Annotated in this window: 10 protein-coding genes; 4 read left to right on the top strand and 6 right to left on the bottom strand. The window is 41.7% G+C overall.

Annotated features, from left to right (window positions below; genetic code table 11):
- The first annotated feature begins 10 nt into the window (after window positions 1–10).
- From WC743_RS21155 to WC743_RS21140, 4 genes are all read left to right on the top strand, one after another.
- A complete protein-coding gene (locus tag WC743_RS21155) occupies window positions 11–2,857 on the top strand; it encodes a tetratricopeptide repeat protein (RefSeq protein WP_373015315.1) in 2,847 nt (948 codons plus the stop codon).
- A 3-nt stretch (window positions 2,858–2,860) separates the two neighbouring features.
- On the top strand, window positions 2,861–5,101 hold the full coding sequence (locus tag WC743_RS21150) for a transglycosylase domain-containing protein (RefSeq protein ID WP_373015313.1): 2,241 nt from the start codon (window positions 2,861–2,863) through the stop codon (window positions 5,099–5,101).
- A gap of 80 nt (window positions 5,102–5,181) precedes the next feature.
- On the top strand, window positions 5,182–7,005 hold the full coding sequence (gene uvrC / locus WC743_RS21145) for an excinuclease ABC subunit UvrC (RefSeq protein WP_373015370.1): 1,824 nt from the start codon (window positions 5,182–5,184) through the stop codon (window positions 7,003–7,005).
- A 59-nt stretch (window positions 7,006–7,064) separates the two neighbouring features.
- Window positions 7,065–7,217, top strand: a complete 153-nt coding sequence (locus WC743_RS21140; RefSeq protein WP_373015311.1) for a hypothetical protein — start codon at window positions 7,065–7,067, stop codon at window positions 7,215–7,217.
- Between the two features lie 111 nt (window positions 7,218–7,328).
- On the opposite strand, the gene gldN is transcribed toward WC743_RS21140, so the two are convergent.
- The 6 genes from gldN to WC743_RS21110 all read right to left on the bottom strand — a co-directional run bounded on the left by gldN (window position 7,329) and on the right by WC743_RS21110 (window position 14,102).
- Window positions 7,329–8,324, bottom strand: a complete 996-nt coding sequence (gene gldN / locus WC743_RS21135) for a gliding motility protein GldN (protein ID WP_373015309.1) — start codon at window positions 8,322–8,324, stop codon at window positions 7,329–7,331.
- A gap of 6 nt (window positions 8,325–8,330) precedes the next feature.
- Entirely contained in the window at window positions 8,331–9,848 is a 1,518-nt protein-coding gene (gene gldM, locus WC743_RS21130) for a gliding motility protein GldM (protein ID WP_373015307.1), read from the bottom strand.
- A 42-nt stretch (window positions 9,849–9,890) separates the two neighbouring features.
- Window positions 9,891–10,694 carry a gliding motility protein GldL gene (gene gldL / locus WC743_RS21125; protein WP_373015305.1) on the bottom strand — a complete coding sequence of 268 codons (804 nt, stop codon included), beginning with the start codon at window positions 10,692–10,694 and terminating at the stop codon, window positions 9,891–9,893.
- A 42-nt stretch (window positions 10,695–10,736) separates the two neighbouring features.
- Entirely contained in the window at window positions 10,737–12,062 is a 1,326-nt protein-coding gene (locus tag WC743_RS21120; RefSeq protein WP_373015303.1) for an SUMF1/EgtB/PvdO family nonheme iron enzyme, read from the bottom strand.
- A 272-nt stretch (window positions 12,063–12,334) separates the two neighbouring features.
- Window positions 12,335–13,093, bottom strand: coding sequence for a uroporphyrinogen-III synthase (locus tag WC743_RS21115; protein ID WP_373015301.1), 759 nt, complete (start codon window positions 13,091–13,093; stop codon window positions 12,335–12,337).
- Window positions 13,094–13,109: 16 nt separating this feature from the next.
- Entirely contained in the window at window positions 13,110–14,102 is a 993-nt protein-coding gene (locus tag WC743_RS21110; protein WP_373015299.1) for a DUF4271 domain-containing protein, read from the bottom strand.
- Window positions 14,103–14,183 lie beyond the last annotated feature (81 nt).

Here is a 14,183-nt window from a genome sequence, read left to right as displayed (position 1 = left end):
TTATAAACCTTTGAGGCGAATTTCTACCTTTTTACGATCAAAGCAAATTATTCTGTTTGCACTGGTAACTATTATTGCCGGCTGCTCTCTCGAAAAAAAGAGCGCGGTTAACCGTGGCCTGCAAAACCTCACTGCCAAATACAATATCCTGTTTAATGCCAATGAAATATTGAAAGAAAAGCAGGCCAGCTATGCTGCAAGTTATGTTGACGATTATAATGAGATACTAAGCGTTTACCGCGACACTACCGCCCAAACCGCCGAACCCGATAAGGACCTGCAATTAGTTAAACAAAAAGCAAATAATATTATAGCCATAAAAGAACAGAGCCATTATATAGGTGATGCTTACCTGGTATTGGGCAAGGCTAACTTTTTACAGGGCAACTATTTTGACGCGGTAGAATACTTTAGCTATGTTACCAGGTCATTTAGTGATAATACCGAACTAAAGCAGGAAGCATTAGTTTGGAAGGCCCGCTCGCTGCTATACCTTAAAAAGCAGAACGAGGCTAAAGCTTCTCTTGACAGTGCCCTGCAAAACCTCAACCCTAAAAAGAAAATTACTGCAGATGTTTATGCCACCAAACTACAGTATGATATTAATACACAAGATTATGCCGATGGTGAGGAAATGGCCAAACAGGCAATTGAACATAGCAGTAACAAGATACAGGAACTTCGCTTGACGTTTATACTGGGCCAGTTACAAGAGCTTAACCAAAAACCGGGGGACGCCGTTCTTAGTTACAGCCGAATAGTAAAAAGTAACGCCTCGTTTGAGATGGCCTTTAATGCTAACTTAAATCGTATAAGGGTTGAGGATAATCAAAACGGGGTGAAAATAAGTCGCATTGCCCGTTTAAGGTCATTGCTGAAAAATTCAAACAACAAAGAATTCACTGATCAGATCTATTACCAGATAGCGATGCTGCAATATGCCGATAAGGATATTGACAATGCTATTAAAAGCTACAAGCAATCGGCAGGCAGTAGTGTAAAAAATCAAAATCAAAAAGGCTTGTCCTACTTAAGGCTGGCAGATATCTATTTTAAAAATAAAGCCGACTATACAAGTGCTAAAAACTATTACGATAGCACGTTGATGAACTTATCGCCTAATTACCCTGGTTTTGTAACTATACAAAAGAAAGCAGACAACCTGCAGTTACTGGCAGACAGGCTACAGATCATCAGTCGGGAGGATACGCTGCAAATGCTGGCCGCACTTGATGAACCAACCCGCAACCAGCGGATTGACGAAATGGTTAACCGCAATACTTTGCAGCAGCAGGCCGTTGCCACAACTACTGCAAATGCATTGAATGACCCTTTATTTAATGACCCGGCCGCACCGCAGGCAAGCACGCCTACCGGTGGTAAGTTTTATTTTTATAATACAACTGCCATAAGCCAGGGCTTTACAAGCTTTAAGCGGATATGGGGTAACCGTAAACTGGAAGATAACTGGCGCAGAAGCAACCGTGCCAGCAGTGATATTACTACCAATACTTTAAACACGGCACAAAATACAGATCCGGATGCCGTTGCGGATCCGATGCAAAGAAGCACTGCTAAAGTGGATGCAGGTAGTTACCGGCAGGATATTGTACAAAACCTGCCCCTTACCCCTCCCTTGCTGGCACAATCAAACCTGCGGGTATATAATGCTTATTTAGATATGGCCAACTTTTACCGGGATGTGCTTGATGATAAAAAGGAAGCCATTGCCACGTATGAATTAATATTGACCCGGTTCCCTGAAAGCTCCAATAAACCGTCGTTATATTATAACCTGTACCGTTTGTATAGCGAGAGTAATATTGCCCAATCTGATAGATACAAAGACCTGCTGTTAAAACAATACCCCGAAACACCATTCGCTAAAATCATACTTGACCCCGATTACAGCAAGCGGTTGAATGATGAGGATACAGAATTTAGCGGCCTGTATAATAAGGTGTATGATCTATATGCTACCAGGCAATATCAGCAGGTTATTACTGCGGTCGATGATTTGCTGAAACAATACCCAAACAACCGGTTTGCCACACAGCTTTTATATTTGCGTGCATTTGCCGCAGGGCACCAGGAAAACCTGCCGCCGTTTAAAAACGATCTGGAGCAGATTGTAAGCAAATACCCCGATGATAAACTAATAACGCCGCTGGTAAACCAGCACCTTACGTATATTAACACCAACCTGGCCGAACTGGCTGCACGTGCCATTGTATTAACTGATAAGAATGCCAGCGATGTAGAATTTACCCTGCCAATAGTTGATAAACAGCAAACCGAATACCGTGTTCCGTTTACCGGTACACATCAGGTTGTGGCTGATGTTCGCGCGCCGGAGAAAAAGCCGGTTCCGCCTGTAAAACCTGCAAATCAGCCGTTGACAGCACAACCGTTAACACCTGCAGTAACTGATAAGCAGCCGGCAGCGGCCGAAGTGGTTAAGCCTGCTCCCGCCCCTGCAAAAGTAATATCCAAAATTTTCAATATGCGCGATAGCACACGTTACTATTTTGTGATAAATGTAAGCACAGGTACAACTAATCTGGCTTCGTCACGTTTTGGTATCGGTCAGTTCAACAGGGTTCAATACCAGGGAAAAGACATAAGCCACCAGCTAAAAAATGCAGGGCCGGATAATCAGCTCATATATGTTGGCCGCTTTACCAGTTTGGAGAATGTAAAGGACTACGCCCGGGCAATTATTCCGCTGATGCCTGATATTATGAAAACACCAAAGGATAAATACAGCTTTTTTATAATAACACAGGAAAATCTGGATAAATTAGCCGACAAAAAATTATTGGATAGTTATATTGACTACTATCAAGCAAACTACTAACACATGATCGCAAAAATTTCAAAATACGATATTAAACGCTACAATTGGTACATATGGCGCCTTGTTATTGCCGGTTTTGCCTTTTTTATAATAATGATATTGCTCATTGCCTTCCAGATCTTTGGCCCGCTGCCCTCTTTCCGCGAATTGGAAAACCCTAAAAGCGATCAGGCATCAGAGGTAATATCAAGCGATAAGCAGGTAATTGGCAAGTACTATGTTAAAAACCGTACCAGCGTTACCTACAGGCAACTATCGCCCAATGTGGTTAATGCCCTTATAGCTACTGAGGATACCCGCTTTTACCAGCACTCAGGTATTGATTTCCAGCGTACATTCAGTATAGTGTTGTACAACCTGGTAGGTAAAAAGCAAGGTGGCAGTACCATTACCCAGCAATTGGCGCTTAACTTATTTTCAGAACGGTCACACAACCCGTTCAAACGTATCATTCAAAAATTACAGGAATGGATTACAGCGGTAAAACTGGAACGCAATTACACCAAAGAAGAAATTTTAACACTCTATTTTAATACGGTTGATTTTGGCGCTTATAACACTTGGGGCATCAGTTCGGCATCACGTACCTATTTTAACACCACGCCAGACAGGCTCACACCAGACCAGGCCGCATTATTAGTGGGGATGATAAACGGCCCCGGCATTTACAGCCCGATCAACCACCCCGAGAACGCTTTAAGACGCCGCAACTTTGTTTTGCGCCGGATGGATGAAGAAGGCTTTTTAAGTGCCGGCCAGGCCGATGAATACAAACAAAAACCACTTGGCTTACATTTTAGGCCTATAGACCATAATGATGGTATGGCAACCTATTTCAGGGCTGTATTAAAGAAAGAGGTTCAAAAATTACTGGTTGATAAAGCCATATTAAAACCGGATGGCGTTACCCCTTATGACCTTGACCGCGACGGGCTGAAAATATATACCACAATTGATGCCACCATGCAGCAATACGCCGAAGAGGCGCAGCAGGAGTATATGAAGAAACTACAAGGCCAGTTTAATTCACACTGGAAAGGTATTAGTCTTTGGAAAACCATACCAACTTTTAAAAGCCTGCTGGATAAAGGCATGCACCGGTCTGATCGTTACATTTACCTGAAACAAATAGGCAAGTCTGACGAGGAGATAAAGGAGGATTTTAACAAACCTGTTAAAATGAACCTGTTTACCTGGCATGGCGATATTGATACGGTAATGAGGCCTATCGACTCCATAGTATATTGCAAAATGATGCTGCGCAATGCCCTGATGAGCATGGATCCAACAACCGGTTATATTAAAGCATGGGTTGGCGGCACTAACTTTGAGCATTTTAAATATGACCAGGTAAAAATGGGTACAAGGCAGGTGGGTTCAACCGCTAAACCGTTTACTTACGCGGTAGCGGTAGAGAACGGATTTTCGCCCTGCATGCAAGTAGCTAATGAGCCTATTACCATAAGCTATGACAACCAGGTATGGTCGCCACGTTCATCACCAAGTGAAACAGTACCGGGTGTAATTACCCTCCGTACGGCATTGGCGCGTTCACAAAACTGGGTTACGGCCTATGTAATGAACGAGGTTAAGCCTAAACCTGTAATGGATCTTATCAAGAAAATGGGTGTAACAAGCCCTGTACCCGAAGTACCGTCTATCTGCCTGGGCACATTTGATGCATCGGTATTTGATATGACCGGCGCTTACTCGGCATTTGCCAATGAAGGTTTATGGACTGAACCTACTTACCTGTTACGCATTGAGGATAAGAACGGAAACGTATTATATAATAACTCGCCAAAAGTAGTGCAGGCCCTTAACCCGGAAACCGCTTATGTAATGACCTATATGCTTAAAGGTGTAATTGACGAAGGTACCGGCTACCGCCTGCGCAGGGATTATCATATTATGAACCCTATTGGTGGCAAAACAGGTACAACAAACGATAACTCTGATGGCTGGTTCATAGGTATAACACCGCAATTGGTTACAGGTATATGGACCGGCTGCGAGGATCGGGACATTCACTTCCGCTCTACCCGTTTAGGTGAAGGTGCAAATACAGCCCTACCCATATTTGCGGGCTATATGAAACGTGTTTACGCCAACACGTCCCTTGGTATTAAAAAGAATGTCGACTTTGTTCCGCCGAAATCAGGCGTGAGCATTACTTTGGATTGCGGTGCCTACAGTCAGCAGCAAAAAGGGACAAATGAGGTAGAGAAAAAGTTAGATTTTTAGCCCCCTAACCCCCTAAAGGGGGAATTAAGATGGGAGGTTGAATAAATAATAAAATGTTTCCCCTTCAGGGGACCAGGGGTATGGAGAAATTTGATTACAGGGAGGCTTTAAAAAATATTCCGCATAAACCCGGGGTATACCAGTACTGGGATAGCGAGAAAGAACTGATATATATTGGTAAGGCTAAGGACCTGCGTAACCGTGTTGGCTCTTACTTTAATAAGGATATACAGATCAATGCCAAAACAAGGGTGTTGGTATCAAAGATCCGCAACATAACCTTTACTATAGTTGATACCGAGGTAGATGCCTGGCTGCTGGAAAACAGCATGATCAAAAAATACCAGCCGCGCTATAATGTGATGCTGAAGGATGATAAGACCTACCCATGGATCATCATCAAGAACGAGAACTACCCCCGTATTTACTGGACACGCCGCATTATAAAAGATGGCTCAAAATATCTTGGCCCGTATGCCTCTGTAAGTATGATGCACACTATTTTAGGGCTGATAAAGGAAACCTATCCCCTGCGTACCTGCAACTTGCAGCTAACCCGGCAAAACATAGAGAAGGGTAAATTTAAAGTATGCCTTGAATATCAGTTAGGCAATTGCAAAGGCCCCTGCCAGGATTACCAATCGGAGGCCGACTATAATAACAGCATTAATGAGATAAAGGATATACTGAGTGGCAAGATAGGCACTGTGGTACGTAATCTTAAAAGCGACCTGGAAAAAGCAGTAAGCGAGCTGAATTTTGAGCAGGCGCACCGCCTGAAAAGAAAACAGGACCTGCTGGAAAATTACCAAAGCAAATCAACCGTTGTAAATTCTTCTATTACAGATGTGGATGTGTTCAGCATTGCATCCGAAGAAAAATACGCCTTTGTTAATTTCCTGAAAGTGATGAATGGCACCATTACCCAAACGCAAACCATTGAGCTAAAGAAGCGGCTTGACGAGACCGATGAGGAGCTTTTAACCATCGCTATTACCGAATTCAGGACCAGGTATGACAGCCACTCTAAAGAGATAATTGTACCCTTTAACATTGATGTGGAGGATTCATCAATAAAATTCACCGTGCCTAAACTGGGCGAAAAGCGCAAACTGCTTGATCTGTCGCAAAAGAATGTGATGTTCTTTAAAAAAGAAAAGATAGACCAATACGAGAAGCTGAACCCCGAGATACGCACCGAACGTTTGCTTACGCTGATGATGAAAGATCTGCGCCTTAACCAGTTGCCGCGCCACATTGAGTGTTTTGATAACTCTAACTTCCAGGGTAAATACCCGGTATCGGCCATTGTTGTATTTAGGGATGGCAAGCCTTCTAAAAAAGATTACCGGCACTTTAACGTGAAAACGGTTGTAGGCCCGGATGATTTTGCCACAATGGAAGAAGCTGTTTTCCGGCGCTACAGGCGTATGCTGGATGAAGGTTCGGACTTACCCCAACTTATTATTATTGATGGCGGTAAGGGGCAGCTATCATCAGCCATGAAGAGTTTAAAGCTCTTGGGTATTGATAAACAGGTTACCGTTATTGGCATAGCCAAACGCCTGGAAGAGCTCTACTATCCCGGCGATCAGTATCCGATGTATTTAGATAAGCGGTCAGAAACCCTTAAAGTGATCCAACAACTGCGTGACGAAGCGCACCGTTTTGGCATTACCTTTCACCGCAAAAAACGCGATAAAGGCACCTTAGCTACAGAACTGGAACTGATAGAAGGAATTGGCAAAACTACCGCAGAAAAACTGCTTAAATATTTCAAATCTGTCAAAAAGATCCGCGAAGCTACCGAAACCGAATTACAGGAAGTTGTAAATCTTAAACAAGCAAAAGCAATTACCCAATATTTTAACCCAGCGGTGAGCGATGTAACTGGTTTGCAGTAGCCGAACCGTGGCATCATCATAAAGTAAAACTCACGCAGTCGCTTGGCTCCAGCCGAGTGATGTTCGGAAGACAAAAAAGCGGTGGCAATGTGCGATTCCCTCCCAACGGGAGGGTGCAGGGAGGGGTTTATGAGATAGGCATTGGCGTAATAACCCCTACCCGCCACTTCACAGGCAGCCGCACCCTCCCCAAGGAAGGAGTCTTGGTGTAAATACATTTTCCGAACACATGGAGTTGAGCGGCAGCTTTCCTATATAAAACAAAAAACCCCACCTGCTAAGCAAATGGGGCTTTATTATATTTTGAAAGAGCTAATTTTAAATTATTCGCTGTATTTCCACAAGTTAAACTCGTATTCCATAAGCGATTTATTCACCTTTTCAGATTCGTACAGTTTATCAATACCCTGGGCATAATCGCGGATACGTTCATCTTTGTCGTTTGATTGCTTAACAATATAGCTTCTGAATAAGCGCTTTACAAAAACATCATCAAAACTTAAGCCTGTTGCATCGTTGTTGCGGCTTACTGCCTCTTTTGTTGCTAAAATAGGGCGTGCTTCAGGAAAATAGATCCAGAAGGCCGGCTGATAATCAAGGTCAAGGCCGGCAGCTTTAGGTTTAACAAGCGGTGCAATGCCTATAATGCGTGGCTCAAAAATTGAACGTTGTTTGTCAAATACCCAATCTTCTTTTATGCGGAATTTAATAACACTATCCGGGTTAAATTCACCTGCACGTACCTCTGATCCTATTTTGTTACCGTCTTTATCAAACCTGTCAACCACGCTGCTATCGGCCATTTTACTGCGGGCCTGTGCTGCGCCTATCGGTTTAGAAAAGGAATCGCCATTAGGGTCATCTTTTGATGCTGTTGGGTCATATGCGGTTAATTCTCCGGCATCAATAGCCGCTAACAACACATCAATAAGCCTTTGTTTAGGCGAAGCCAAATACTGGTTCATCTTTTCGCGCAGGTCAATTTCGCGCCATACACGTTTAGCAAAGCTTACATCGGCTTCGCGCAAATTGGCATAAGGTGTAACCTTGGCACTTAAAATGTTGTTCTTTTTATAATAACCGTCTAATGGCCTGTCAAAAGGCTTGGCTTTTTTACCCGTATCAAGCGTGGTTTGCTGTGCGGTAGTGCCTGCCGAAGTAACCGTGCTTGGAGCACCGGTATTTGGAGTACCGCCACCAGCCTTAGGCTTTGCAACGGTAGTTTTTTTAACCGGCTTTTTAGTGGTTGCTTTTTTCTTTTGTGCAAAAGAAGCACTGCAAGCCAGGCAAAGTACGATGATTAAAAGTCTTGTTTTCATATAATTTTAATTAGCCGATAATACTATCGGGTCAAGTCCGCGCTGTGTGCCATCCGGGCCTACAGCAATTATATCCTGAAATACAACAGTTGTACCAGGGGTTACGCTATTCATTGCTGAACGCATAGCCGATGATAATTCGCCGCCGGTTGTTGAATATGTAACAACATCCTGGCGCGGTTTTACAATTAGTAACGTAAACCTTGTAACATTAAACTTAGCATCAAACTCAAAATTTTCCAGTCTGGCAAAAATCCTGTCTTGTGCCCGTATGTTGGCCGCGCTGGTTTTGCCGCCGCTTTTGCCGGCAAACTGTGCTTTAGGATCTGGTATACGTTTTACACGAAACTCTGATGTTCCTAAAACCATCCCTTTGTCGCCAGATACTGTAACTCTTGCTATACCTAAAGAACTTACATTTGCGGTATAATGCCCCGCAGAACCTGTTATTGAACCACCGGATATACTAACCTTTAAGCTTTCTTTTGGCACACCCGGTGCCGATACTGAAAGCGGGTTTGGTACACCAATATACAAAACATTCATTTTATCTGGCGATACTACTGCCGATGGTTTAGCAACCATGTAACTACCGCTAATGGGGTATGTTTTTGGCGGCCCATCAACCTGCTTTACAGATAATGTACCTGTCCAGGTGCGTAAACCTTCGCCACTTGTAGTTACTGTATATGTACCAACACCGTTTGAAGTTGGGATATTTGAACCACCAATTGAAATGTTTGGATTTGAATGCGCGTCATATGCTGTTAAATAAACCTCTGCCTTGTATTGCTGCCCGGCAAGTATATAACTGCTTGGGGCAACTGCAACCGCTTTAAATTGATTTAAAGTAACCTGTGCAACATCAACCTTACCTAATATTCTTTTTACCACCTCATTCTCGGCGTTCTTGGTATCAGCCTGGATCTTGGCAAGGGTGGTTAAAGCTGCACCCAAAGGTATGCCTTCACCAAAATACGCTTCCTGCCATGTCTTTTTTGTATAACCCGGGCGTGGCGGAAGATCCGTTGCATTCAATGAAAAATTCACTCCCTGTGCATCCTTACCCAATAGCTGTAATAATTTAGCCTTGGTAGCTTCTATTTTTTCTTTTAAAACATCGGCTTTTTTACCATTGATCATTACTTCTGATGAGATATCAAGGCTTTCCCTTGCGTCAACATCATCAATATCAGGGTTTATGCCTCCTCCTTTTTTGATCATTTCCTGCTTCAGCTCCTCTACATAATTGTTAAGTTCATCCGCCACCTTAGTTGCTTCTTTAGCTTGTGCCAATAGCTTACCTGCTTTTTCGGGCTGCTCTTTAAGCTTAGTGGCTTCAAAAGCAGAGTATGTTGTTTTTAAGCTGGTAGTTACATTAGTTCGCGATGCATCTAAACTTCTTGTAATATTTTTAAACGAATCAAGCAAGCTATCAGGTACATTCAAGGCAATAAGGCCTAATAGTACCAGGTATAGTATACCTATCATTCGCTGTCTTGGGGTTTCTTTACCTCCGGCCATTCTGTATATTTATTCTAATTCAGTTTGATTAAATATTGTTTATTAACCCCGGGGTTGGTTCATTGCTGTTAACATGTTGCCATAAACAGCGTTTAACGATGCAAGGTTTTTAGCTAAACGGCCAACTTCATCTTTAAACTGCCTTGAATCATCTAATGATTCATTAAAGTTGTTCATGGTTAATGATAAGTTTTTATAAAAACTGTTCATCGCTTTTAAATGCGCACTTGAATCCTGTAACTCCAACTCATAAACCGCGTTTAACGACGACAGGTTTTTAGCCAGGTTGGTTACCTGATCATGATATGCTTTTGAATCGATATTGGTATTAGCCATTTCAGCTAAATTAACTGATGCCTTATCAAAAGCAGCGCTTAAATTATCATAGCTTGCACTTGCCGATTTTACTTTGTTTGTAAAAGCGATAGTTGCTTCGCCTGCGTCAGTAACTTTTGATATAGCGTTAACCTTATCACCAAAAGTTCTTAAACCTTCGCCAAGGCTGCCAATAAGTTCCGGACCAATTTTAGCGTCAGCTAACATTTTGTCTAATGCGGCTGTATTTGAAAAACCATCGCCCGAAGTAACTTGTCTGGCAGATGTTTTTGGCAATTCGCCTGCAAAGTCTTCATTCAGCTCAGGATACACACGCACCCAGTCTACGTCTTTATCTTCCCTCTGAAATCCTAATATGAAAAACAATCCGGCTTCTGCAATTAAACCTATAGAAATAAACGTACCGCCATAAGGCCAGTGTTGAATTTTAAACAATAATCCTATAATAACCACGGTAGCTCCCCACGACACTACATTAGCGATTCCGTAAGCTTTTTTCTTCCCAGCCATAAATTTTAGTAAATAATAATTTTATAATTAGTTTTTGTTTGATTAGCGTTTGTCCTTGATATCACGACCAAGATAGTGCGTTACACAACGGAAACCGATGTACGATTTTGATGTGTCCTGGTATTCAAAGGTACGGGTAGAATTCTGAAGGAAGTAACCAATATCTTTCCATGAACCGCCGCGTACTACTTTACGCTTAAGCACTTCAGGATCACTGGCCTTAGCTTCATAATCAAAGGTAGGAGATAAATCATGAACGAATGTTGAAGCAGACTCGTCATAAGCTGATGATGTCCACTCGGCTACGTTACCTGCCATATTATACAAACCAAAATCGTTTGGAAAATATGATTTTACGTTCACCGTATATGCACCGCCATCGTCAGTATAGTTACCACGACCGGGTTTAAAGTTAGCCAGCAGGCAGCCTTTTGCATTTTTTATGTACGGGCCACCCCATGGGTAATCAGTACCTACCCTGCCGCCACGTGCAGCATATTCAAATTCAGCATCATTAGGTAACGCAAAAGGCAGGTTGCCCTCTTGCCCGCGTGAATGTTTGTAAGCATCACTTAAACGGGTGCGCCAAACGGTGAATGCCCTTGCCTGGCGCCAGTTTACACCAACAACAGGATAATTACGATATGCCGGGTGAGAGAAATAGCCCTCAACCATTGGCTCATTGGCCGCGTATGAGAAATCATTTAACCAAACCAAAGTATCAGGGTAAACGGTTACGGTATCACGCAATATAAAGTCTGAACGTTTTTTAGTTTTATCGTTACGATAGTTTGAAGCATCGCGGTAGGTAAATAACGCGTAATTGTATTTTAACAAACGCACATCAATCTCGTTACGGTCAAAAACCCGGTCATCACCCTGGTAATATAGCCCTTGCAGTTTTTGAGCGTTTGCACCGGCATTTTTCCCTTTCCTGCTAAAAACTGGGTTCTTATCTACATAGCTCCAGTTAATAAATTTTTTACCTGAAGGATCATTCGGTGCGCCTTTTTTGGGCTGCATGTAATATTTTTGATCGTTAAGATAGTTGCTGATAGCAATGGAATCACGCACCCAAAATACAAACTGTTTGTACTTGGTGTTTGAAATTTCGGTTTCGTCCATAAAGAACGGGGCAACTGTAACCTGCTTAACCTGAGAGGTTTGAGCAAATGTAACATCCTGATCTGTTTGGCCCATTAAAAACGTACCGCCTTTAATATAAACCATATTTAAAGGAACCGTGGCCCTGAATGAGCCATGGCCTTTTACGCCCGTTACTTCGCCTTTAGTACCGCCGCCACCAATACCACATCCCGATAAAGCAGCACCAGCCAAAACTATTATTAAAAAGTAAACTTTCTTCATTTCGTATACAAAATCAGTAAATATGTTATCAACCTAATATTTATAACACAATGCACCCCCGAATATATTAATTTTAGTCCACCTCAAAGCAAAAAATGTTTTTCCTTATAGAAAAAAAGCATTTTTGGTTAAAAATAGAGAAAATACAATATATTAGAAAGTAAGCAAAACTTTAAAAAGTTTCTTCATTGATAAATATATTAACTTTACTTGAACTTTATACGTTAAAATTCAAATAAAAGTTGCAAGGGTAGTGCGCAAGTGCGGCCTAATTATTTATTAACTTGCTTAACATACTGATCTATAGCCATTGTCATTGATGGCGCAGCTGGGGTTGGTGCCGGGATATCCAGTATTAAACCTGCCTGTAAAACCGCTTTATGAGTGGTAGCTCCAAATGCCGCAATACGGGTATTATTTTGTTTAAAATCAGGAAAGTTTTGATATAGTGATTGTATACTTGATGGGCTAAAGAATGCTATAACATCATAAAATACTTCTGCCAGGTCACTCAGGTCACTGCAAACGGTCCTAAACAATACTGCGGGAGTAAAGTCATAACCGTTATCCAGCAAAAACTTTTGAGTTTCTTCGGCAGCAACGTCAGAACATGGGTAAAGGAATTTTTCGTTGTTATGTTTTTTCAGCACCTCGGCCAGGTCGGCAGCGGTTTGTTTGCCAAAAAATATCTTTCTTTTACGATACTGAATATATTTTTGCAGATACAAAGCAATGGTTTCTGAAAGGCAGAAATATTTCATTTCAACCGGTACTTCAAAACGCATCTCTTCGCAAATCCTAAAGAAATGATCTGCAGAATTACGACTGGTAAAAATCACTGCCGTAAAGTCGGCCAGATTGATCTTTTCCTTACGGAAATCCTTTGCTGGTACGCCTTCCACGTGAATAAATGACCTGAAGTCAATTTTCAAATTAAGCTTTTTAGCCAGCTCAGCGTAGGGATTTTTATCGTTCTCAGGTTTTGGCAGAGTAACTAAAATACTCTTAACCTTTTTCTTTCTATCTTCCAATGCTTATACGTGTAAACTACCTAAATCCTATATTCAGTGCCTTAATCAGTATTAATATGGGGCAAATTTCGAGGGCACAAAGATAGACAAATAAATAAAATTTATGAAATCGAAAATTAGAAATGATACTCACACTACTTCTCAGGTATTGCCAAACAAAAATTATCACCACCAGCAACAGTGTTATAGCCAATAAATAAGATATGTATTTATCGGCTATTAAACTAAAACATAGCGCTACAGGCAAAAAAACAAATGTTATATTAAAATAAGTGAGCGAAAGTGCTGATATATATTCATTTACCAGCTTATTAATATCAAATATAAACCCTAAAAATTTAAGCACTAAAAATTTTGTAGCGAAAAGCATAATAATGACGAGAGACAGCGTCATAAAAAGCTGGAAACCGCTTATAGTGTAATAAACTTTATAAAACCCGGTGGTAAGCAGGTATAAAAATATACCAAATGTGAACCCAAATAATAAAAATAAGCCAATAAACGTCCATACGTTTATCGGGCTATCTTCCTTGCCTGCCTGCAACATGGAGCGCTTATTATAAAACGACTGGAAAATATTGCTCATATCTTTTGTTGCAGCAATATTGATTGCCGCTGAAAATAGCAGCAGCCCTATAATAATGGCAATAACCCAGGGATCACGAGAGGGACGTACATGCCCATAACCCTGTATTTTTTTTGAACGGGATGATGACAGATCTAAATATTGTGTGCCTTTGTATGCATCGGCTTTTAAAATACTGTCAACAAACATATTAGTTCTTAGCGGATCAGGCTTAACAATATAGATCATGCTCAGCGAGTCTGATACATATTTCTGTTGCATGGCTGCAGCATGGGCTACCGAATCAAGAAAAGGCAGGGGCCCTCTTACCCGTGCCCTTACAGGAACGCTATCGGTAGTAGTTGTAACCACAGAATCCTGTTGTGCATAGGCTGCAAAGCATTGGGCAAAAACAATAAAGCAAAAACAAATAAACCAGCGCATTATATATCATAACCCGGCATACATCGGGCGGCAGCAAATTTACCTTATTAAATTGACAAATTAATTTTCAGGGCCATTCTA

It is taken from the genome of Mucilaginibacter sp., from assembly GCF_041660805.1.
Classification (GTDB): domain Bacteria; phylum Bacteroidota; class Bacteroidia; order Sphingobacteriales; family Sphingobacteriaceae; genus Mucilaginibacter.
Note: the sequence above shows the minus strand (reverse complement) of the source record. Positions and strands in the feature narration are given on the sequence as shown.

What these genes read in the sequence shown, in the direction of transcription:
- WC743_RS21120 (WP_373015303.1), bottom strand. Translation starts at nt 12,062, where the DNA reads ATGAAGAAAGTTTACTTTTTAATAATAGTTTTGGCTGGTGCTGCTTTA.
- gldN (WP_373015309.1), bottom strand. Translation starts at nt 8,324, where the DNA reads ATGAAAACAAGACTTTTAATCATCGTACTTTGCCTGGCTTGCAGTGCT.
- WC743_RS21110 (WP_373015299.1), bottom strand. Translation starts at nt 14,102, where the DNA reads ATGCGCTGGTTTATTTGTTTTTGCTTTATTGTTTTTGCCCAATGCTTT.
- WC743_RS21140 (WP_373015311.1), top strand. Translation starts at nt 7,065, where the DNA reads ATGTTCGGAAGACAAAAAAGCGGTGGCAATGTGCGATTCCCTCCCAAC.
- uvrC (WP_373015370.1), top strand. Translation starts at nt 5,182, where the DNA reads ATGGAGAAATTTGATTACAGGGAGGCTTTAAAAAATATTCCGCATAAA.
- gldL (WP_373015305.1), bottom strand. Translation starts at nt 10,694, where the DNA reads ATGGCTGGGAAGAAAAAAGCTTACGGAATCGCTAATGTAGTGTCGTGG.
- gldM (WP_373015307.1), bottom strand. Translation starts at nt 9,848, where the DNA reads ATGGCCGGAGGTAAAGAAACCCCAAGACAGCGAATGATAGGTATACTA.
- WC743_RS21150 (WP_373015313.1), top strand. Translation starts at nt 2,861, where the DNA reads ATGATCGCAAAAATTTCAAAATACGATATTAAACGCTACAATTGGTAC.